The sequence below is a fragment of the Bacillus cereus group sp. Bc031 genome (assembly GCF_027716265.1).
Taxonomy (GTDB): Bacteria; Bacillota; Bacilli; order Bacillales; family Bacillaceae_G; genus Bacillus_A; species Bacillus_A paranthracis.
Genome location: NZ_JAQFUL010000017.1, coordinates 22,345 through 42,293 on the forward strand (window position 1 = coordinate 22,345; position 19,949 = coordinate 42,293).

A 19,949-nucleotide genomic window follows, 5' to 3' on the forward strand; every position below is an offset into this window, starting at 1 on the left:
GGAGGTTTTTATATAATGACAGTAGCTACATATGAAGTAGAAAAACAATTTTTAACATATGTGAAGAAGATACAAAATTACGGAGAAGCATTAAGCTTAATGTTTTGGGACTTAAGAACAGGGGCGCCTAAAAAAGGTGTAGACCAGCGTTCAGAAGTAATTGGCATGCTTTCATCAGAAGTGTTTGCTATGTCGACTTCAGATGAAATGGGAAATTATTTAACAGAGCTTGAAGATTTAATACGTGAAGACAAGCTTTCTGAAACGACGAAGAAAATGGTGGAAGAGTGCCGTAAAGAATATGATAGAAATAAGAAAATTCCACAAGCGGAATATGAAGCGTATGTGAAATTAGAAGCGAAAGCAGAAAGTGTGTGGGAAGAAGCTCGCGAAAAATCTGATTTCGAAATGTTCCGTCCGTATTTAGAACAAATCGTTGAATTTAAAAAGAAATTTATTACATATTGGAGTTATGAAACATATAAATATAATACATTATTAGATATGTATGAGCCGGGCATTACGGTAGAAGTGTTAGACCACGTATTTGGTCAACTTCGTGAGCGTATCGTACCGCTCGTAAAAGAAATATCGGATTCGCAAAAGAGATTAAAGACAAGTGCTTTATCAGAACATTTTTCAAAAGAAAAACAAAAAAACTTTACATTAGAGCTATTAAAGCAATTAAATTATGACTTTGAAGCAGGTCGTCTTGATGAAACGGTACATCCATTCGAAATCACATTAAATAGGGGGGATGTTCGTATTACGACACGCTATGACGAAAAAGATTTCCGTATGGCTGTGTTTGGCACAATTCATGAATGTGGTCATGCTGTATATGAACAAAATATTGCAGAGAAATTTGAAGGTACACCGCTATGTAGTGGAACATCTATGGGTATTCATGAGTCACAATCATTATTCTTTGAGAACTTTATCGGTCGTAATAAATCATTCTGGAAGAAAAATTATGATTTATTAAAAGAGTATAGCGATGGTCAATTCAATGATATATCAGTAGATGAGTTTTATGATGCGATTAATGAATCAAAGCCGTCGTTTATTCGCATAGAAGCAGATGAGCTTACATACCCGCTTCACGTTATGGTTCGTTATGAACTTGAGAAAGAGTTATTTGATGGCACATTACAAGTGAAGGATTTACCAGCGGCTTGGAATGATAAGATGGAAGCATATTTAGGAATTCGTCCGGCTAACGATGCACAAGGCGTATTACAAGATGTTCACTGGGCTGGTGGTTCATTTGGATACTTCCCATCTTATGCGCTTGGCTATATGTATGCAGCGCAATTTAAGCAAAGAATGGTAAAAGACATTCCGAACTTTGATGCATTATTAGAAGAAGGAAACGTAACACCAATTCGTGAATGGTTAACAGAAAACATTCACCAATACGGTAAAACGAAAAAGCCACTTGAAATTTTAGCAGATGTAACAGGTGAAGGATTGAATGCAAATTACTTAGCAGATTATTTAGAAGCGAAGTATAGAGAGATTTACGAGTTATAAAAAAGGGCTGCTTACTTGCAGCTCTTTTTTTTAAGGGGATAGAAAAATGGAGTATACTTATACAGTAATGACGCAAGAAGAAGCAGAAGAAATTGCATACAACTGACATTATGAAGGGAAATATTCCTTTTACGATATAGAGGCAGATGAAGAAGATTTAGCCGGATTTTTACAAGATAAGAGTAGAGGGAATCATACATTTTCTGTGAAGGAAAATGGCACTCTCATTGGTTATTTTACTGTTTGTAAAATAAATGATGGAACGGTTGATATAGGTCTTGGAATGAGACCTAATATAACTGGGAATGGATTTGGTTTACAGTTCATAAATGCTATACTAGCTTTTAGTAAAGAAAAATATGGATGCAAGTATATAACACTATCAGTAGCTACATTTAATAAAAGAGCGATTAAAGTGTATAAAAGGGCAGGGTTTGAAGCAGTTGGGACGTTTATACAGAAGACGAATGGTAGTTATTTTGAATTTTTGAAAATGAATTATATATGTAAAGATAACTAAAAAACAGAAGAGAGTTCTTCTGTTTTTTAGTTTAATGTTTTTTTAGCAACTGTATTAACTTTCAGTTGCTAGCATGTGTATAGCTGCTTCATGCATGTCTTTCAAACCTGATACTTGAGCGTATTCAGCAACAGTGATGCTACTTGTTGTTAGAAGTTCGATAATATGTTCTTCCATTCTTGACCAAGTTTTACCACCAGCGTTGTCATAAGAGTGAATTAACTTTGTTAATCCATCTTTCCCAAAGAGTAGATAATGCGATGTGAAATCTATAGATACATCACCTATCCCTACTTCTGTCCAATCGATTAAACCAGTTACATTATTTTTTTTATCAATTAGAATATGACCTGGATGTATATCCCCATGCTTTACTCCCACGTGAGATGGCCAAAAAGAATCTTCAGCTAGCCATGCTTGCCAACGATCCCATAAGTTTTGATTAATATGGTATTGTTCCTTCACTCGATTCATCCTTTGTTGCATAGAAGTTCTTAATTCATTAGCCGTAAGAATTTCAACACCTATATTATTAAATTTTTGCTGAGGTAATGAATGTACATTCGCTAGAACTTTTCCTAATGAAATATAATATTCGGTTGGTACATTCTTTTCATTAAAGTTCCATACATATCTTTGTTGTTCTATATCGATAGTAGCAGCAGGAAAGCCATTTAGTTGTTTATAAGCAATTAGTTCTTCAGAAAATATAGACCAATCAGGAACTTGGAATGCTGCATGTTTTTTCATAATTTCTAACGCTTCTTTTTCTCGTAAGGCATGTCTCATGGATTCTGGTCTACGAGGAATTCTTAGTATCCATTTATCTCCGTTTTGTTCTGTAACGTGTGCTACTTGAAAGTCAACGCCAGATTCATTGATTTCTATTGAATCTTCTAAGATATTTAGTCCTTTTTTATTTGCTAATTGTTTCACTTTAAATGTATTCATTTTTATTTCCTCCAATTGTTTATTTTGATTTTAATGCTTTTATACGTTTTCTGTTACTAATCATCCTAAATACATCAATATGATTAAAGAAATGTAATCATAAAAAAAACCACAGACGGGCTTCTGTCTGTGGTTAAGAGTAAACGAGGATATAAGGAATAAACGTCTCTCTTTGTATGAAAAATATACGAAAAAAAAGACAGATGTATATCTGCCTTTCTCCATGTGGAAAGTGTACTCTTCCGTTGAAGATTATTAAAAATGTGCAGACTAATCCCGTTTACTCTGCTTTATGAAAACAGAGCCTTTGAACATATTAAGTTACTTAGTGTTCAAAGTTTGCTGACGTAGTCTTCCTGCGTGCATCATCTTTAACAATCCTCCTTTTAATAGTATAGAACAATATACTTTGTTTATAAGTAAACATCAACTAAAAATGCTAGATGTAATATTAATTGAAAGTGTTGAAAGAGTATGTGTATCATTGAAATGTAGTAGCAAATAGTAGGTCTAGCAAGGAAGGTAGAGATAAGCATGATTACAATTAAAACGAAAAATGAAATAGATTTAATGCATGAATCTGGAAAGTTACTTGCTTCATGTCATAGAGAAATTGCGAAGATAATGAAACCAGGTATTACAACAAAAGAAATTAATACGTTTGTGGAAGCGTATTTAGAAAAACATGGTGCAACGTCTGAGCAGAAAGGGTACAACGGATATCCATATGCGATATGTGCATCTGTAAATGATGAAATGTGTCATGCGTTTCCGACCGATGTTCCTTTAACTGAAGGTGATATTGTAACAATTGACATGGTAGTAAACTTAAATGGTGGTCTTTCAGATTCTGCTTGGACGTATAGAATTGGAAAAATTTCTGATGAAGCAGAAAAGTTATTACTAGTAGCTGAGAATGCTTTGTATAAAGGCATTGAGCAGGCGATAATCGGTAATCATGTAGGAGATATTGGTTATGCGATTGAAAGTTATGTAGCTGCTGAAGGTTTTTCTGTCGCAAGAGACTTTACGGGACATGGAATCGGTAAAGAAATTCATGAAGAACCAGCAATTTTTCATTTTGGGAAGCAAGGACAAGGGCCTGAGTTACAAGAAGGAATGGTAATTACAATTGAGCCAATTGTCAATGTAGGTATGCGATATTCGAAAGTAGATTTAAATGGATGGACCGCGAGAACGATGGACGGGAAATTATCAGCTCAATATGAGCATACAATTGCGATTACAGAAGATGGACCAATCATTTTAACGAAGTTATAATTGGGAATGAAAGAGTTTACAAAACTCGAACGAAAATGATGTTTTTATAAAATTTGTACGTGTTTTATGAATAAAAGCTTTTCAAAGTATAAAAAGTGCGTTATAATCCTTCTATAAAATAAATAGTTAGCTACACTCATATAATCGCGGGGATATGGCCTGCAAGTTTCTACCGAAGTACCGTAAATACTTTGACTATGAGTGAGGACGAATATATTTGCTTGTTTAGCATTCTTTTTTGCGAAACTCCAAAAGCGCGTCTCTCACTTGTAACGAGTGGTGGCGGCTTTTGGAGTTTTTTTATTGCATAAGAGGGGGAACAAACATGAAAGTATTACAAGAAAAGATTTTGAACGAAGGAAAGGTTTTATCTGGTGATGTATTAAAGGTAGATGCATTTTTAAATCATCAAATTGATCCAGTACTTATGCAAGAAATCGGAAAAGAATTTGCTAAACGTTTTAAAGAAGAGAACATTACAAAAATCGTGACGATTGAATCTTCAGGTATTGCACCAGCAGTTATGGCTGCATTAGAGCTTGGTGTAAAAGTAATCTTTGCTAGAAAGCGTAAATCGTTAACGTTACAAGATAATATGTATGTTGCAAACGTATATTCATTTACAAAACAAGAAACGAATGAAATTTCGTTATCTCGAAATCATATTGATGAAAGTGATCGCGTTTTAATTATTGATGACTTTTTAGCAAACGGTCAGGCTGCTTTAGGTTTAATGAGCCTAGTAGAGCAAGCTGGAGCAAGTATTGCTGGACTTGGTATTGTTATTGAAAAAGCATTTCAAGATGGAGGAAAGAAGCTTCGTGAACAAGGCGTTCGTGTTGAATCACTAGCAGAAATTGCATCACTTGATAATAACGCAGTTACATTTGTACAGCAAGAAACTGCGGAGGTGAAATAAACGATGAAGCAACATCCAATTAAAATCGTATCGCTTGGTATGCAGCATATGCTTGCTATGTATGCTGGCGCAATTATCGTTCCGCTTATAGTGGGCGGCGGACTTGGTTTAAATCAAAAAGAGTTAACATATTTAGTCTCAATTGATTTATTAATGTGCGGCGTTGCGACAATTTTACAAGCGTTATCAAATCGCTTTTTCGGTATTGGACTCCCAGTTGTACTGGGTTGTACATTTACAGCCGTTGGGCCGATGATTGCAATCGGAAAACAATACGGCGTATCCTCTATTTATGGAGCAATTATTGCTGCGGGGTTATTCGTTGTTATTTTTGCGAAATTATTTGGAAAGCTTGTAAAGCTGTTTCCACCTGTTGTAACAGGATCTGTCGTTACCGTAATTGGAGTTACACTTGTTCCAGCAGCAATTAATGATATGGCTGGAGGAGTAGGAAGTAAGGATTTCGGTAGTCTTGAAAATTTAGCATTAGCATTTGGTGTGTTACTATTTATTATCATTATGTATCGTTTCTTCGACGGATTTATTCGTTCAATCTCTATTTTACTAGGTCTATTGTTCGGTACAATCGTTGCAGCATTTATGGGGAAAGTAAGCTTGCAAGCGGTTGGAGAAGCGGATTGGTTCCATGGTATCCAGCCATTTTATTTCGGTACACCAACGTTTGAATTAACGCCAATTATTACGATGATTCTCGTTGCTTGCGTAGGGATTGTAGAAGCGACAGGTGTTTATTTTGCATTATCTGATATTTGCAATAAAAAGATTGGTGAAAAAGAATTAACAAAAGGGTATCGTGCAGAAGGATTAGCGATGGTGTTAGGTGGTATTTTCAACGCCTTTCCGTATACAACATACTCACAAAACGTAGGGCTTGTTCAATTAACTGGAGTAAGAAATCGCGTGATTATTTACACGTGTGGTGGTATGTTAATCGTTCTTGGATTCATTCCAAAAATCGCAGCTATTACAACAATCATTCCGAAATCAGTACTTGGCGGTGCGATGTTAGCGATGTTCGGTATGGTAATGGCATATGGTATTAAAATGTTAAGTAGCGTTGATTTTGGAAGACAAGAAAACTTATTAATCGTTGCATGTTCTGTTGGGATTGGACTAGGGGTTACTGTCGTTCCAACATTATTCTCACAACTTCCAGAAAGCATTCGTATTTTAACGGATAACGGAATTGTACTTGGAAGTGCGTCAGCAGTATTGTTAAATATCGTATTTAATATGGTGCCACAGCGTAAAGTGAAAGTAAAAGAAGAGCCGGTGTCTATGCAAAGTGCGGTAAGAGAAGCGTAAAATTGATAAAAGGTTCAAATCGCATGCGATTTGAACCTTTTATTTTTGTGTTGTTTACGAGACCTTGCTTTTCTTTTTAAGTGGCATCATCTTTCCGTACGTACCAAGGCGCCATATATACTCAAGTGGCCCGTATTGGTAACGTGACAGCCACCAGCGGCTAATAAAGATTTGCAGCGTGTAGAAACCGATGCAAAATAGTGGTCCTACCCATAATGGAGCAAGATAATCATTTTTGAACAATATTCCGAATACAAGCAACGTAACAATTGTATGCGAGATATAATTTGTTAATGCCATTCGACCAACGTACTGGAACGGACGTAATATCTTTTGCCATTTTTCTTTTTGTAATAAACGCATGAGCGTGAAAATGTAGAATATGAATAATGTCTTTCCGCTTATCATCGTAATACCCATAAGTGAAAATGGTGTGTATGGTTGATTGTTCATAAAGAAGTAAACCATAATAAACCACATCGGTAATGTTAAAACAAACATAATAATTTGCCATTTCTTTAGTTTTGGATCTAATTCTTTCGCTCGGCGGAAAATATCTTTTTTACCGGCATATAATCCGAGTAAAAACAATCCTAGTGTTTCAGGAAGCATAATAAGACTGTTACTTATTGCTTCAGAGTAGAAAGAATAGAATCGGTCTGTGATTTGTAAGCCCCAGTTTTCTAACGGCATAATTGCTGTGGAAAGGCCTAACTCCTCTACTGGCACGATTAACATGACAAGAGAACCTAATAATGTGAACAATTGCATGAAACTTAATAGTACAATTGACCATATTAAAATAGTACGTGGCTTTCTTTTGTAAAATAAAAATAAGAAAAACCCGGTAATTGCATAAGTATGTAAAATGTCTCCGTCCCATAAAAGAACGTAATGCAAGAAACCAAATAATAATAAAATAAGTAAGCGACGAACAAATAAAGTTTTTGGACGATCTGTTTTTGCCTCAGCACGATTCATAAAAATATAAAAACCTAATCCGAATAAAAACGAAAAAATGGTATAAAATTTCGTTTGAATAAACATATCGTAAAATAGGCGAATGTAGCTGTCTATCCCTTCGTAAATTCCTGTAATATCACGTGAGTCAACTCCAGCAATAACAGGCCAGTTCACAAGAAAAATACCTAATACAGCTATTCCTCTAATAATATCGATAGAGTGTATCCTCTCGCCTTGCGAAATATTTTGTGTCATTATTTTCCTCCTTGTTAAGTAATTCCCTTTTATTATACAAAATGTAAGATGGAGGGTATAGGGTGGATTTCCATTTTTTTTAACTATTAAGTTATGTAAGATGAGATATAATAAGAGTGCACAACAAGTTTTAATCTTCTTCAAAACAGGCAGTGAAGCTCCTTCTTATAAGGGGCTTTCTTTATGAAAAAGTGTTGATAATGATTCTCTTTAATGATAAAATGTATTCAAAAGTGATAATCATTATCAAAAAAGGTTGGTGCATGAGTATGGTATATGCATTAGTAGCAGGTACAGTCGCTGTATATGCAGTTATTGCAAAGTATGTTTTAAATGGAGTAGGAACAGCAAAATGAGTGATATTACATAAAATCCCTTTCATTTGTAAAAAGAATGAAAGGGATTTTTTATTTTTAATGAGAATATGCTGAAAATTTAGTATGATAGTAAAGTGAAAAGGTAATCAATGAGTAGGTGCATTTCTCATTGGTTATTAGCTTGCAAATAGCATATACATCTTGGATAAAGGGGAACAAGGGGATGACAAACATAGTACAGACAAACGGTATGAAAAAGCTTGTTTGTTTTTATGAAGAGTGGCAAAAACACGGCGATGCAGAGAATAGTTTAAAGTTGTTTGAAGTAATTCAAAAATATAAACGAGAGCAGCTTATGATAGCATTCTGCGGTCACTTCTCAGCAGGGAAATCAACGATGATGAATCATCTATATAAAGCGCAGTTGTTACCGACAAGTCCAATTCCGACAAGCGCTAACGTCGTTAAAATTGAAAAGGGATTTGATCGTGTTGTTGTAACGATTAAATCTGGAGAGCAGTACGAATATGACGGTGCATATTCAGCAGAAGAATTAAAACAAATTTGTAAAGATGGCGATGAGGTAATTGGTGTTCATATTTATCGGAATGATGCACCAATTCCTGAAGGTGTTATGTTAGTTGATACACCAGGGATTGATTCAACAGATGATGCCCATCAACTAGCGACAGAATCAACGCTGCATCTAGCAGACGTAATTTTTTATATGATGGATTATAATCACGTCCAATCGGAAGTGAATTTACAATTTGTTAAAGAATTGAAACAACGTAATAAAACGGTTTATCTCGTTGTAAATCAAATAGATAAACATAAAGAAAATGAATTATCGTTTGCAGATTATAGCGATAGTGTAAAACAATCATTCTCTAACTGGGATATTGAAGTAGATGGAGTTTATTATACATCATTACGAATGATGAACCATCCACATAATGAAATTGAAAAGCTAGAAACGTTAATTACTTCTATTATGAAAGAAAAAGAGCAGTATGTAAGAGATGGAATGGTGCGAGAAACAGAATATTTAATGGGGGAACATTTCTCGTTTATTCTTTCTGAAAATGAAAAAGCTCTTTTGAAATATGAGGAAGAGTTAGCATCACCGCTTTCCATTTCAGAAATAGTTGAAAAGAAAGAAGAGCTAACGGAAATGAAACATCGCGAGGCTAATAAAGAGTCTCAAATGAGAAATGAATTTATAAAAGGCTTACAAGCTATATTAGATAACGCGTATTTAATGCCATTTGAAATGAGAGAATTGGCAAATGCGTACTTAGAAACAAAATTAACAAAATTTAAAGTTGGTTTGCTATTTGCGAAAGGAAAGACTGAGCAAGAAAAACAGAGACGTTTAGATGCTTTTTATGCTGCTTTGCAAAAGACTGTCGAAACGCAACTTGATTTTCATGTGAAAGAATTTATTGTTGCCTTCTTAAAAGAAGAAGGGTTGTTTACAGAAGAGATTGGGAAAGACATATATGATTTAGAAATTGCTTTTGGACCAGAAATGTTAGCAGAAGTAATTAAACAAGGTGCAGGTTTCACAGGTGATTACTTACTTCTTTATACAGCGGATGTAGCGAATGAATTAAAGAAACGTTATTTTACAAAAGCACAGCAAATTTTTGATAAAAGTGCAGTCGTTTTAAAGCAAAAGGTAAAAGAAGCAGTTGATCGTATTGAAGAAGAGATTGAAACATATACGATGTTGCAAACGGCGAAAGAAACGAAATTGCAATACAGTAACAATTTGGAGGCATATGAAGGCTATTTACAAAATGTTTGGCATGATCGTGTTGCTACACCAGAAGGATTGCAAATAGAAGAGATATTGCAAAGTAAAAAACAAATTGTTAGTGAGAAATTCACACTACAAGAGCAGGAAATTGTAAATGATAACGTAACGGCTCGTGAGGAAGAGATAAAAGGAACGGCAGCTTTAAATATTCAGCGTATATTAGAGAAAGTGAAGAAAGCTGAAACGATATTAGAGCCATTGCCAGCGCTAAAACATGTACAGCAAGAGGTAATAGAAAAAAGGCGCCGTGTGGAAACGAAACAATTTACAGTAGCATTATTTGGAGCTTTTAGTGCTGGGAAATCATCATTTGCCAATGCATTGCTTGGTGAGAAAGTACTTCCAGTGTCACCAAATCCGACGACGGCAACGATTAATCAAATTTTGCCAGTTACAGAGGAAAAACCACACGGAACAGTAATGGTTCAATTTAAATCAAAGCAAGCCTTATTAGAAGATATGAAAGCTGTTTATAAGCTGTTTCATTATGAGATTACTACGTTAGATGAAGCGTTAGCACAGATTGATAAAGTTATGAAATACCCTTCACCAACTGGGAAGCAAAAAACAACATTTAGCTTTTTACGAGCAGTACAAAAAGGGTATGATACAGTTTCTGCACATTTAGGCGAGAAAGTACAAGTTACATTAGAAGAGTTTTCTGATTATGTAGCGAATGAAGAAATATCTTGTTTTGTTGAGTACATGGAGCTTTATTATGATTGTGCATTAACAAGGCAAGGAGTAGCGCTTGTAGATACACCTGGAGCGGATTCTATTAACGCCCGCCATACAGACGTTGCGTTCCAGTATATTAAAAACGCAGATGCTATTTTGTTTGTCACGTATTATAATCACGTGTTCTCTCGTGCTGACCGTGAATTTTTAATTCAGCTCGGTCGTGTAAAGGATACTTTTGCTCTTGATAAAATGTTCTTCTTAATTAATGCGGCCGATTTAGCAGAGTCTGAAGAAGAACTTGAAATGGTAAAAGGTTATATCGCAGACCAGCTACTACAATACGGTATTAGAAATCCACGTTTATTTGCAATTTCAAGTTTATGTGCGCTTGAAGAGAAACAAGGAAAAAATATTGAGAAAGAGAAGTACGGTATTTTACAAAACTCTGGGATTGCTAAGTTCGAGGAATCATTTACATCCTTTATGATGAGAGATTTAATGCTCGTATCTGTTCATGCTTTATATGGTGCATTGCAAGGGGCAGATCAGCTGTTAGTAAATATGATAAATGGTGCAAAGCAGGGGAATGAAGAGAAAGAGAAGCAAACGAAAAAATATGAAGCAGAGCGTGATCAACTACTTCATATTATTTCATCATATAGTGTGCTTGCTGAAGAACAGGCGATGCAAAATGAAGTGAAAGAATTGCTTTATTACGTGCAACAACGTCTATTCCTACGTTATAACGATGTGTTTACTGAATTTATTAATCCAGCATCGCTTCGAACGGATGGAAATGTGAAAGTGCAGTTGCAGCAGTGTGTTATGGAATTAGTAGCATTTATTCAGCATGATTTATTACAAGAAATGCGTGCGACATCATTACGCCTTGAAAGATGGATAGATGAAGCGATGAAGCGTGCAAAGAATGAAATTGTGGTGAACTGTAAAGTAGAAAATGAATCAATTTCTATGAATGGAACAGTGGAATATGAATATAAAGATATTACACATAAAGAACCGTTTCCTTCAGTTGAAATAAAAGATTTCAAAAAAGCATTGGCACACTTTAAAAACGAGAAAAGCTTTTTTGAAAAGAATGACAAAGCCTTTATGCAAGAAGACGCTAAATCTGTATTAGAACCTCTCGTATCAAACTATGTAGCTGATGAAAAAGATTTATTTGTTCATCATTATAAGCAAGAGTGGGATTTGAAATGGAACTTATTCCAAAAAGTGATGCAGCAAGATGTGATGAATTATTATGAAAGTGTATTATTTGCATTGGCTGAAACGATTGATGTATCACTATATGAACAAAGTAAAGAACAATTGCAAAAGCAATTAGTAGAGATTGAAAAAGAAATGTATGTGATGTAGTCGTTATGAGAAAAAGATTCGTTCGATTTTCTTTTGTAGTACCGTATCTAAAGATTTGACAAATCCAGCAAATTCATCGGTAGAAATCATATGAGTAAGAACGAGTCGTCTGCCGTCTGGTGTTTCACCGCATAAGACGAACGAAGAAAATTCATATGTTTTATTTTCTACTACTAATTTTGGATAGGAATACGTGTCGCTCTTCTTCTTCTTTCCATCAATAGAGATGACGTTGCATTTTTTCTCATTGTTGTCCATGGTGAATCCCTCCTTTCTATTACTTATGGTAGACAAGGAGGGTTTAGAACAATAGAGAAGGGGGAATTTTTTATGACTGTTGTAATAGAACGTATTTCAAAAGAAGCTATACCGAAGTCTTTATTACTACTTGCTGATCCAAGTGAACAGCAAATTGGTGCATATGTACAAAGAGGATTAACATACGTAGCTAAGCAAGAGGATAATGTAATCGGTGTATATGTAATTTTGGAAACAAGGCCGAAGACGATGGAAATTATGAATATTGCGGTTGTAGAGCATTTGCAAGGAAAAGGGATTGGAAAGAAGCTAATAAGTCATGCTATAGAAACTGCTAAAGGATATGGTATGTCAAAACTTGAAGTTGGTACAGGCAATTCTAGTGTTTCACAACTTGCTTTCTATCAAAAATGTGGATTTCGTATTTTTTCTATTGATTTTGATTACTTTTCGAAGCATTATGAAGAAGAGATTATTGAAAATGGGATTGTATGCCGTGATATGTTTCGGCTTGCAATGGAATTAAATCAGAACGTATAACTTATTTAGGGGGAAGAGAAGATGGAAGTACATAAAGCAATTACAGCACATTCTCGTAAACAAAATGAAAGTGTAAAAGCATGTTTACAATTAGATGCGCAGCGTGAAGCAGCTATTGAAGCAGCCGTATCTCTTGCGTCAAATGGGAAAGAATTTTCGGTTGATGTCATTAATGTTGTAACGAAGCAAATTAATGCTCTTGCAAAAAATGGTGTTACACTAGAGCGTAAATATGTTACAAAAGAAATGGTTATGGAGTATGTAAGTCGTTTGAAAGAGATAGAAGGTCGTTAAAGATGTTAGTTACAGTCGAATGGTTACGTGAGCATATAGAAGATGAGAACGTCCGTATAATCGATTGTCGTTTTGATTTAGCGAATCCTAATTGGGGTAGAGAAAAGTATGAGGAGGAACATATTCCTCATGCATTATATTTTGATTTGAATGTAGATTTATCAAGTCCTATAACAGAACATGGTGGTCGCCACCCGTTACCAAATATTGAGGAGTTTGCAGACAAGCTGTCGCGAGCTGGTATTGATGAACATACGACAGTGATTGCATATGACAGTGAAGCGGGTGCAAATGCTTCTCGTCTTTGGTGGTTATTAAACTATGTAGGACATGAGAAAGTATATATATTAGATGGTGGATTTCCAGCATGGAAAGAGAATGGACTACCAGTAACAACAGAAATTTGTGTTGCTAAACGAAAAGCATTCAAAGCAAATGTACAAAATCATATGCTTGTAACGATGGAAACGGTGAGAGAGAATATCTATGCAGGTGCAGATGTTACGTTAATTGATTCTAGAGAGCCAAAACGTTATGCTGGTGTAGAGGAACTTGTTGATCCGAAAGCAGGACACATTCCAACAGCAGTAAATTATTTTTGGAAGGATGGAATGCTGCAATCAGGACAATTTAAGAATGAAGCTCAGCAACAAGAACGATTCCAAAATCTTTCGAAAGATAAGGAAACAATTGTATATTGTGGTTCTGGTGTTACAGCATGTCCAAATATCGTTGCATTGAAATTAGCTGGATTCCAAAATGTTAAATTGTATACAGGTAGCTGGAGTGATTGGATTTCTTATCCAGAAAATCAAATTGCAAAAGAAGAAGATTAATCACTTGCATGCAAAAATAATTTGTATTAAAATAAGGTCACAAGCAAGAGATTGCTCGAAAAACTTTGTATTTTACACATTGGAAACAATGTGATAATATAACGACAAGTAAATAATACATCCTGCGGTGTACGTAACTTATTTATGTCTAAAACCGATGTTAGTTATACGGAAGCTCAATATTTAGTGACCATCATCAAGCCTTCCTTGTGGAGGAAGATGTACGGTAACTGTGAGGGCATCCACCTGCGAGTAGCGGGTTTTTGGACATTTACGAGGAGCGGCACTTGCGGGGGTCTTATTTCAACTAACATTATATAAAATTCCTACGGTGTACGTAGCTTATGCATGTCTTAAACCAATAAGTTTAATATGGAAGTTCAATATTTAAATGTAGCTAACATGCCATCTTTTTAAGAAGGAAGTTACAAACATTTGTGAGAGCATCCACCTGTGAGAGCAGGTTTATGGACATCTAGAGATAACGGCATATGTGGGGCTATATAAAAACCTTACGTTTTATACGTAAGGTTTTTTTGTTGTATACATATATCCATGTTATCTCGATTCACCTGTGAAGTTTCCATAATAAATGTAGCACTTTCTGTCTTCATCAATCTCTCTTGAATCTAAAGTAAACTCCATATGCATGCCGTCCTGTTGAATATATATAATATCTGAATGAAGAGATGGTAAAATTTCTTCATAGTTCCATACATCTTTACTTTCAATCAAGTTGGAACTCGTATCCTTTAACTCTCTAATTTCAAAACCGATGTGGAAGTAAGTAGGATCTGAAGGGTCGTTAGAAAAAGTTTCTTGTTGAATATATATAACTACTGTTCCATCTGGATCTACTGAAGTTGCAGTAACAACATATGTATTTTTATCTTTTATAAAATATTCACAAGTCATGCGTGCGATAATTTCAGAATTAGAAATATTTGTGTAATTCCATAAAGCAGGATACCCTTTTGTTTCATCATTAAGTCGATATTCTAAGCGCATTTCATCACTCTTCTTCCTTTTTCTTCTACTTTATCATGGCTTCTTATATAATAGAAATATATTTTATAAAGGGGAGTGCGAAGGTGACAAAAACGAAATGGCTAGTAGGTGGTGTCGTAACGTCTTTAATGACTGGCACCTTATTTGGCTGCGCACAAGATTTACCCCCAAAACCGAATGATAAAAGTTGTTCAGATTGGGATTGGGATGATGAACTTGGGGTATGGCAGTGTGATGATAGTAGTTCAGGTTATCGTGGACATTATTTCTATGGCGGAACATACTATCAAAATAAATCCACTTTTAAAAATTCATCGGCATTTAAATCGTATCAATCGTCTGCGGAATTTAAAGGTGGAATTGGAAGCGGTTCAAAGGGAGGATTTGGGGGCTAACATATGTCGCAATACATAAGGGATCGAAAAGAGTTTTATTCAAAATATCAGGATTTCTGGTCGGATTTATATGAATGTGAGTATAGTTTGTTTCATGTTTTTCCTATAACAAATGAGACTATGAAACAATTACAAGTTGCAACTGAACGAATGGGGAAAATATTTTTTAAGACTGCTAGACTTTTGCGTAATTTAAGTGACGAACAGCTTCTTGAACTTGGATTTCCCCCCGCAAGCTTATCGTTCATTAGAATGAAAGGATTATATCCTGAATCTGTTATTTCACGATTTGATTTCGTTTTAACAGGCGATAACCAAATGAAAATGCTTGAGTTTAATAGTGATACACCTACCTTTATTATGGAATGCTTTCAAATGAATGGGGAAGTTTGTAAAAAGCTAGGTTATGATGATCCAAACTTAGGCCAAGAGCGATTGCTATCCTCTGGTGTTACAAAAGCTGTAATGGAAGCGACAAAGGGAATAGACAACCCAAATGTTGTTTTTACAGCGCATCATGAGCATATTGAGGATTGGAATACGACTATGTATTTAAGTCAGTTATGCCGTGTTGAAAATAAAGTCGTGCCAATGTCAGAACTTAGAATTACAAAAGATTCTTTAGTGGATAGGGATGGAGTGCAAATTGATGTTTTATATCGTCAAACATATCCGATAGAAGATTTAATTGAGGATCAAGATCCTGAAACAGGGGATTTGGTAGGTGTGGAGTTGTTGCAACTCGTAAAAGCCGGAAAGCTGTTTATTATAAATCCTTTGTCAGCATTTTTACTTCAGCCTAAATCAGTTCAGTGTCTTATTTGGGGATTAGCAGAAGAAGAGGTCTTTTATACAAATGAGGAACGACAGTGGATTAAAGAATATATGTTACCTACATATTTAGAACCAGATTTATTTTTAGGAAAAGGTTCTTTCGTTCAAAAACCTTCATTTGGTAGAGAGGGAGACACGATTACCATTCGTGATAAGGACGAAAATATTATGATTCAAAATGCACACCAAACGTATAAAGCGTCACTGCCGATATTTCAAAAGTATACAGAACTTCCAGTCGTATCTTTGGAAACAGAGCAAGGGATGGAGAAACTGTCGTATGTGTTTGGTTCGTTTTTAATTGCAGGAAAAGCAAGTGGTATCGGTATTCGTGCTGGTGAAAAAATTACGGGGAATGAATCGTACTATTTACCAGTAGGTATAAAAAAGGAGGAAGTATATGATTAATTTTTTATTATATTTAGCAGTAACACTTGGTCTTTTATGCATAGGTCTTTTCCTGATGGAAGTGACAACGAAAGTAAAAGAATTTAAGTTAATGGCCCAAGGGAATAAGGCAGTAAGCTATGTACTTGGAGGGCGATTACTGGGGTTAGCTATTGTTTTATATTCAACAGCAGCTAATTCCATTTCACTTCTTGATATGGTTTCGTGGGGAGCGGTTGGGATTTTGGCTCAAATTATCGTCTTTTATTTAGCTGAGTGGCTTACACCACGCTTTAATATAAATAAAAGTCTTGAAGAAGATAATCAAGCGGTCGGTCTTTTTCTTATGTTTTTATCGCTTTCAATTGGGATTGTAATTGCTGGTTGTATAACTTATTAAAAACTTTACGTTTAAACGTAAGGTTTTTATTTTTACTAATTTTAAAATATGTGCTTCATTCATTTGATACGTAGAAAGAGAAATAGTATGTATATGAGAGGGAGTTGTTGTAATAAGGAAAAGATTCCATTCAAGGTGTTGACATCTATTTTAAATAAGAGTAACATTTTCTATGTAATAAAAATAAGTCTCTGTTAGGTGAGGCTCCTGTATAGAGAAATGCTACTGCCCAAAAATGTCGAGAGACGCCAATGGGTCAACAGGAATGATCGAATTAAGGTTTTTCTTAATGTAGCTGGTAATGTACCTATGCTATACAGTGCTAAAACTCGGCGAGGGAGAGGTCCGTAGATTTCTAATTGTATTAGGAATCGTTTATTTGTGTATGTCATGGCCTTTACTCTTTTCGGAGTAAGGGTCTTTTTGTTACAAAGCTATGAGTAATTTCATAGTATAAACTATAAAATAAAACGAGGAGGTGAGGAGCATGTCAAATTCTGACTCGGTTCCGTTACCCATATACTTCAAATCAAAAATATATGATGTAGGCAGGAAACGACTTGTTCCTCCCTCTATATTTATCATCATGTAGCGTTTATATGTATGTTTAGGCGCTAGACACTTTCACCGTAAAGTGGATAAATTGAGAAACAAAGCGTTTCTTCCTACGTTGTAAAGGAGGAGACGATAATATGTTATATGCAAACAAAACTGTGGGTAACACGTCATATAAATTAAGCAAAAAATCAATGAAAGAACAAACGATGCTTCAAAAAAATAAAGATTTATTAATTGAAATCGCAACGAGAGATGTAAAATCTGTATTTGCGTATTTTAAAACAACAAGAGATGGATTATCTATGAAAGAGGCACAAAAACGTATTCAAGTATACGGCCGAAATGAATTAACTTCAAAAAGAGCTCGTATTGCAGAAGTGATGATGAAGCTAGGTGGAATGATCCCAGGTTTTTCAAAACAACATGTGAGAGATGGATTACAATGTGAGAAGATTACTGTGTCTCGAGTAGAATGTTCTAGTGTAACAGGTTTAAACGGTGAATTAAAAATGATGGATTTGCCAGTACAAGAGCTTGTTCCAGGAGATATGATTTTCCTTTCAGAAGGTGATACAGTACCAGCAGATGTACGTATCATTTATGCAAATGATCTATTAGTAAATGAATCTGTGCTAACAGGAAACGATGCAAGTATTGAGAAATTTGAAAGTTGTTATCATCTTGAACGCAAACGATTTATTCCTTTGAAAAGAATGAAAGACTATAATCCACTTGAACTTGAAAATGTATGTTTCAAAGGGACGTATATTGTTAGTGGAAATGCAAAAGCTGTAGTAGTTTCAACTGGGAAAAATACGTATACAGGGATTCTTCATACTTGTTGTAGTAAAACGTCTTAATGTGTAAATGATGCTAAATATACAAAAACAATGTATAATAGACAAAGTTGAAAAACGTAGAATGGTAATCTATTTATATAACCTTACGTGATGACGTGGGGTTATTATTTTTTTTGGTAGGAGAGGAATTATGAAAAAAGTATTATTAGTTGATGGTATGGCACTATTATTTCGTGCTTTTTATGCAACAAGTGTCTACGGGCAGTTTATGAAACGACAAGATGGTACCCCTACAAACGGGATTCATGGTTATATGAAACATTTATTAACGGCAATGCAAGCAATTGAACCGACACACATCGTAACATGCTGGGATATGGGAAGTACAACATTTAGAACAGAGTCGTTCTCAAATTATAAAGCGAATCGTGCAGCGCCACCTGAAGAATTAATTCCGCAATTTGATCTAGTGCAAGAAATGACTGCAAAATTATCTGTTCCAGTTATCGGCATGAAAGGGTATGAAGCGGATGATTGTATCGGTACACTAGCAAAACAATACTGCAATGAAGCGGAAGTTTATATTTTAACAGGTGATACGGATTTACTTCAACTTGTTGATAAGAACGTTACAGTTATGCTTCTGCGCAAAGGAATTGGAAATTACGAGTATTACACACCAGAGAAAATTATGGAAGAAAAAGGTGTAGAACCGTGGCAAATCGTGCATGCGAAAGCTTTCATGGGAGATACGAGCGATAATTACCCAGGTGTAAAAGGTATCGGTGAAAAAACAGCGTATAAGCTTATTCAAGAACATGGTACAGTAGCAACTGTACTAGAAAATGTGGCATCATTAACGAAAGCGCAACGTACGAAGATCGAAAGTGATTTAGAGAATTTAAATATTTCATTACAATTAGCGCAAATTCATTGTGAAGTTCCAATTTCATGTTCACTAGAAGAAGGATTACACACAATAGATGAAGAAAAACTACGATTCGTTTGTGAAGAAATGAATTGGGGAAGACCTGAAATGTTAATCAATATGCTGTAAATAGTTTGGAAAGAAGGATGTTGCATAAGTCGAACTTAGACTAGGTGACACCTTCTTTTTTATTTTGAAAAAAAGAATTTTAGTAGATGAAAGTATATGGAATGCAGCTTAAAATATATAAATATTTCGACAAGGTAAATTGATATAAGATGATGCAAATGGCGATTTATGTAATTGAATGAAACGACTATAAAATTGTTTTAGGAGACTCTTTTTTGAGTGTTCACAAAGTTGTCAGAAAATAAACGGAATTTTCATATGAAGTTCAAATGGAATTCACAACAATCAATTATTATAAGAACAACCAGATAATTCTTTATCTTTTATATAAATCATCCCCCAAGGAGGACAATGAAAATGAGAAAAAAAGTGAGAAAATCTTTTAAACAATTATTAATTGAAAATAAACAATCACTATTAAATAATAAAGAAAATATGAAAGAAATTGAGGAACGAATTGAGAAACGACATGTAGCATATAGTGGTGCTAGTAATTAAATAAAATAAAAAAGATAGCCTATAAATTTTACTGAAAGAAAATGAAAATGAAGTTTAAGGCTAAATCTAGCAATGAATACATGTTGTTAAACAATTATATGATAATAAAAAAGGAGTGGGGGATCCACTCCTTTTA

General features: G+C 34.9%; 18 protein-coding genes, 2 other RNA genes, 1 pseudogene and 2 riboswitches. Of the genes and pseudogenes, 17 read left to right on the plus strand and 4 right to left on the minus strand.

All coding sequences use genetic code 11. The features are described 5' to 3' along the window. The first annotated feature begins 15 nt into the window (after positions 1-15). Together ypwA and PDQ33_RS09370 are read left to right on the plus strand one after the other, a co-directional pair. Positions 16-1,533, plus strand: a complete 1,518-nt coding sequence (ypwA, locus tag PDQ33_RS09365; protein ID WP_250669730.1) for a carboxypeptidase — start codon at positions 16-18, stop codon at positions 1,531-1,533. Between the two features lie 46 nt (positions 1,534-1,579). Next, positions 1,580-2,053, plus strand: a pseudogene (locus PDQ33_RS09370) (GNAT family N-acetyltransferase). A gap of 54 nt (positions 2,054-2,107) precedes the next feature. On the opposite strand, the gene mphL reads toward PDQ33_RS09370, so the two are convergent. Then, positions 2,108-3,004, minus strand: a complete 897-nt coding sequence (gene mphL, locus PDQ33_RS09375) for a macrolide 2'-phosphotransferase MphL (RefSeq protein WP_046197281.1) — start codon at positions 3,002-3,004, stop codon at positions 2,108-2,110. 534 nt (positions 3,005-3,538) lie between these two features. Here mphL and PDQ33_RS09380 point away from each other — a divergent pair. From PDQ33_RS09380 to pbuX, 3 genes are all read left to right on the plus strand, one after another. Further along, the gene (locus PDQ33_RS09380) at positions 3,539-4,285 is read left to right on the plus strand and encodes a type I methionyl aminopeptidase (RefSeq protein WP_214328951.1); all 747 of its coding nucleotides are present in this window, start codon (positions 3,539-3,541) and stop codon (positions 4,283-4,285) included. 116 nt (positions 4,286-4,401) lie between these two features. Then, positions 4,402-4,503: riboswitch (purine riboswitch) on the plus strand. Between the two features lie 107 nt (positions 4,504-4,610). After that, positions 4,611-5,204 carry a xanthine phosphoribosyltransferase gene (locus PDQ33_RS09385; protein WP_000866490.1) on the plus strand — a complete coding sequence of 198 codons (594 nt, stop codon included), beginning with the start codon at positions 4,611-4,613 and terminating at the stop codon, positions 5,202-5,204. Between the two features lie 3 nt (positions 5,205-5,207). After that, a complete protein-coding gene (pbuX, locus tag PDQ33_RS09390; protein WP_270755417.1) occupies positions 5,208-6,530 on the plus strand; it encodes a xanthine permease PbuX in 1,323 nt (440 codons plus the stop codon). A gap of 54 nt (positions 6,531-6,584) precedes the next feature. On the opposite strand, the gene PDQ33_RS09395 is transcribed toward pbuX, so the two are convergent. Further along, positions 6,585-7,748 carry a DUF418 domain-containing protein gene (locus tag PDQ33_RS09395; protein WP_250669731.1) on the minus strand — a complete coding sequence of 388 codons (1,164 nt, stop codon included), beginning with the start codon at positions 7,746-7,748 and terminating at the stop codon, positions 6,585-6,587. Positions 7,749-8,288: 540 nt separating this feature from the next. Here PDQ33_RS09395 and PDQ33_RS09400 point away from each other — a divergent pair. Then, the gene (locus PDQ33_RS09400) at positions 8,289-11,948 is read left to right on the plus strand and encodes a dynamin family protein (protein WP_270755413.1); all 3,660 of its coding nucleotides are present in this window, start codon (positions 8,289-8,291) and stop codon (positions 11,946-11,948) included. A gap of 3 nt (positions 11,949-11,951) precedes the next feature. On the opposite strand, the gene PDQ33_RS09405 is transcribed toward PDQ33_RS09400, so the two are convergent. Next, positions 11,952-12,206 (minus strand): DUF3931 domain-containing protein, encoded by a 255-nt coding sequence (locus tag PDQ33_RS09405; RefSeq protein ID WP_000369740.1) that lies wholly within the window; start codon positions 12,204-12,206, stop codon positions 11,952-11,954. A 72-nt stretch (positions 12,207-12,278) separates the two neighbouring features. Between PDQ33_RS09405 and PDQ33_RS09410 the strand changes: the two genes are divergently transcribed. The 5 genes from PDQ33_RS09410 to ssrS (PDQ33_RS09430) all read left to right on the plus strand — a co-directional run bounded on the left by PDQ33_RS09410 (position 12,279) and on the right by ssrS (PDQ33_RS09430) (position 14,380). Beyond that, positions 12,279-12,746 carry a GNAT family N-acetyltransferase gene (locus PDQ33_RS09410; protein ID WP_000219273.1) on the plus strand — a complete coding sequence of 156 codons (468 nt, stop codon included), beginning with the start codon at positions 12,279-12,281 and terminating at the stop codon, positions 12,744-12,746. Between the two features lie 21 nt (positions 12,747-12,767). Beyond that, entirely contained in the window at positions 12,768-13,040 is a 273-nt protein-coding gene (locus PDQ33_RS09415) for a YpbS family protein (RefSeq protein ID WP_270755408.1), read from the plus strand. A 2-nt stretch (positions 13,041-13,042) separates the two neighbouring features. Further along, positions 13,043-13,876 carry a sulfurtransferase gene (locus PDQ33_RS09420; protein ID WP_270755405.1) on the plus strand — a complete coding sequence of 278 codons (834 nt, stop codon included), beginning with the start codon at positions 13,043-13,045 and terminating at the stop codon, positions 13,874-13,876. Positions 13,877-13,992: 116 nt separating this feature from the next. Then, positions 13,993-14,175: non-coding RNA, 6S RNA (gene ssrS, locus PDQ33_RS09425), on the plus strand. 21 nt (positions 14,176-14,196) lie between these two features. Further along, a non-coding RNA gene (gene ssrS, locus PDQ33_RS09430) (6S RNA) lies at positions 14,197-14,380 on the plus strand. Between the two features lie 54 nt (positions 14,381-14,434). On the opposite strand, the gene PDQ33_RS09435 is transcribed toward ssrS (PDQ33_RS09430), so the two are convergent. Beyond that, positions 14,435-14,884: a hypothetical protein gene (locus PDQ33_RS09435; RefSeq protein ID WP_001235530.1), complete on the minus strand. Its 450-nt coding sequence runs from the start codon at positions 14,882-14,884 to the stop codon at positions 14,435-14,437. Positions 14,885-14,967: 83 nt separating this feature from the next. Here PDQ33_RS09435 and PDQ33_RS09440 point away from each other — a divergent pair, with 83 nt between their 5' ends. From PDQ33_RS09440 to PDQ33_RS09465, 6 genes are all read left to right on the plus strand, one after another. Then, positions 14,968-15,279 (plus strand): hypothetical protein, encoded by a 312-nt coding sequence (locus tag PDQ33_RS09440; RefSeq protein WP_000169022.1) that lies wholly within the window; start codon positions 14,968-14,970, stop codon positions 15,277-15,279. Positions 15,280-15,282: 3 nt separating this feature from the next. Then, on the plus strand, positions 15,283-16,521 hold the full coding sequence (locus PDQ33_RS09445) for a glutathionylspermidine synthase family protein (RefSeq protein ID WP_270755403.1): 1,239 nt from the start codon (positions 15,283-15,285) through the stop codon (positions 16,519-16,521). Then, positions 16,514-16,900, plus strand: a complete 387-nt coding sequence (locus PDQ33_RS09450) for a DUF350 domain-containing protein (protein ID WP_000606860.1) — start codon at positions 16,514-16,516, stop codon at positions 16,898-16,900. The genes PDQ33_RS09445 and PDQ33_RS09450 overlap by 8 nt, the downstream gene beginning before the upstream one ends. Positions 16,901-17,083: 183 nt before the next feature. Next, positions 17,084-17,249: riboswitch (M-box (ykoK) riboswitch) on the plus strand. Positions 17,250-17,592: 343 nt separating this feature from the next. Continuing rightward, entirely contained in the window at positions 17,593-18,318 is a 726-nt protein-coding gene (locus PDQ33_RS09455; protein WP_000964968.1) for a P-type ATPase, read from the plus strand. 130 nt (positions 18,319-18,448) lie between these two features. Then, positions 18,449-19,315, plus strand: a complete 867-nt coding sequence (locus PDQ33_RS09460) for a 5'-3' exonuclease (RefSeq protein ID WP_000757054.1) — start codon at positions 18,449-18,451, stop codon at positions 19,313-19,315. A 357-nt stretch (positions 19,316-19,672) separates the two neighbouring features. After that, on the plus strand, positions 19,673-19,813 hold the full coding sequence (locus PDQ33_RS09465; protein ID WP_001228048.1) for an FbpB family small basic protein: 141 nt from the start codon (positions 19,673-19,675) through the stop codon (positions 19,811-19,813). Positions 19,814-19,949 lie beyond the last annotated feature (136 nt).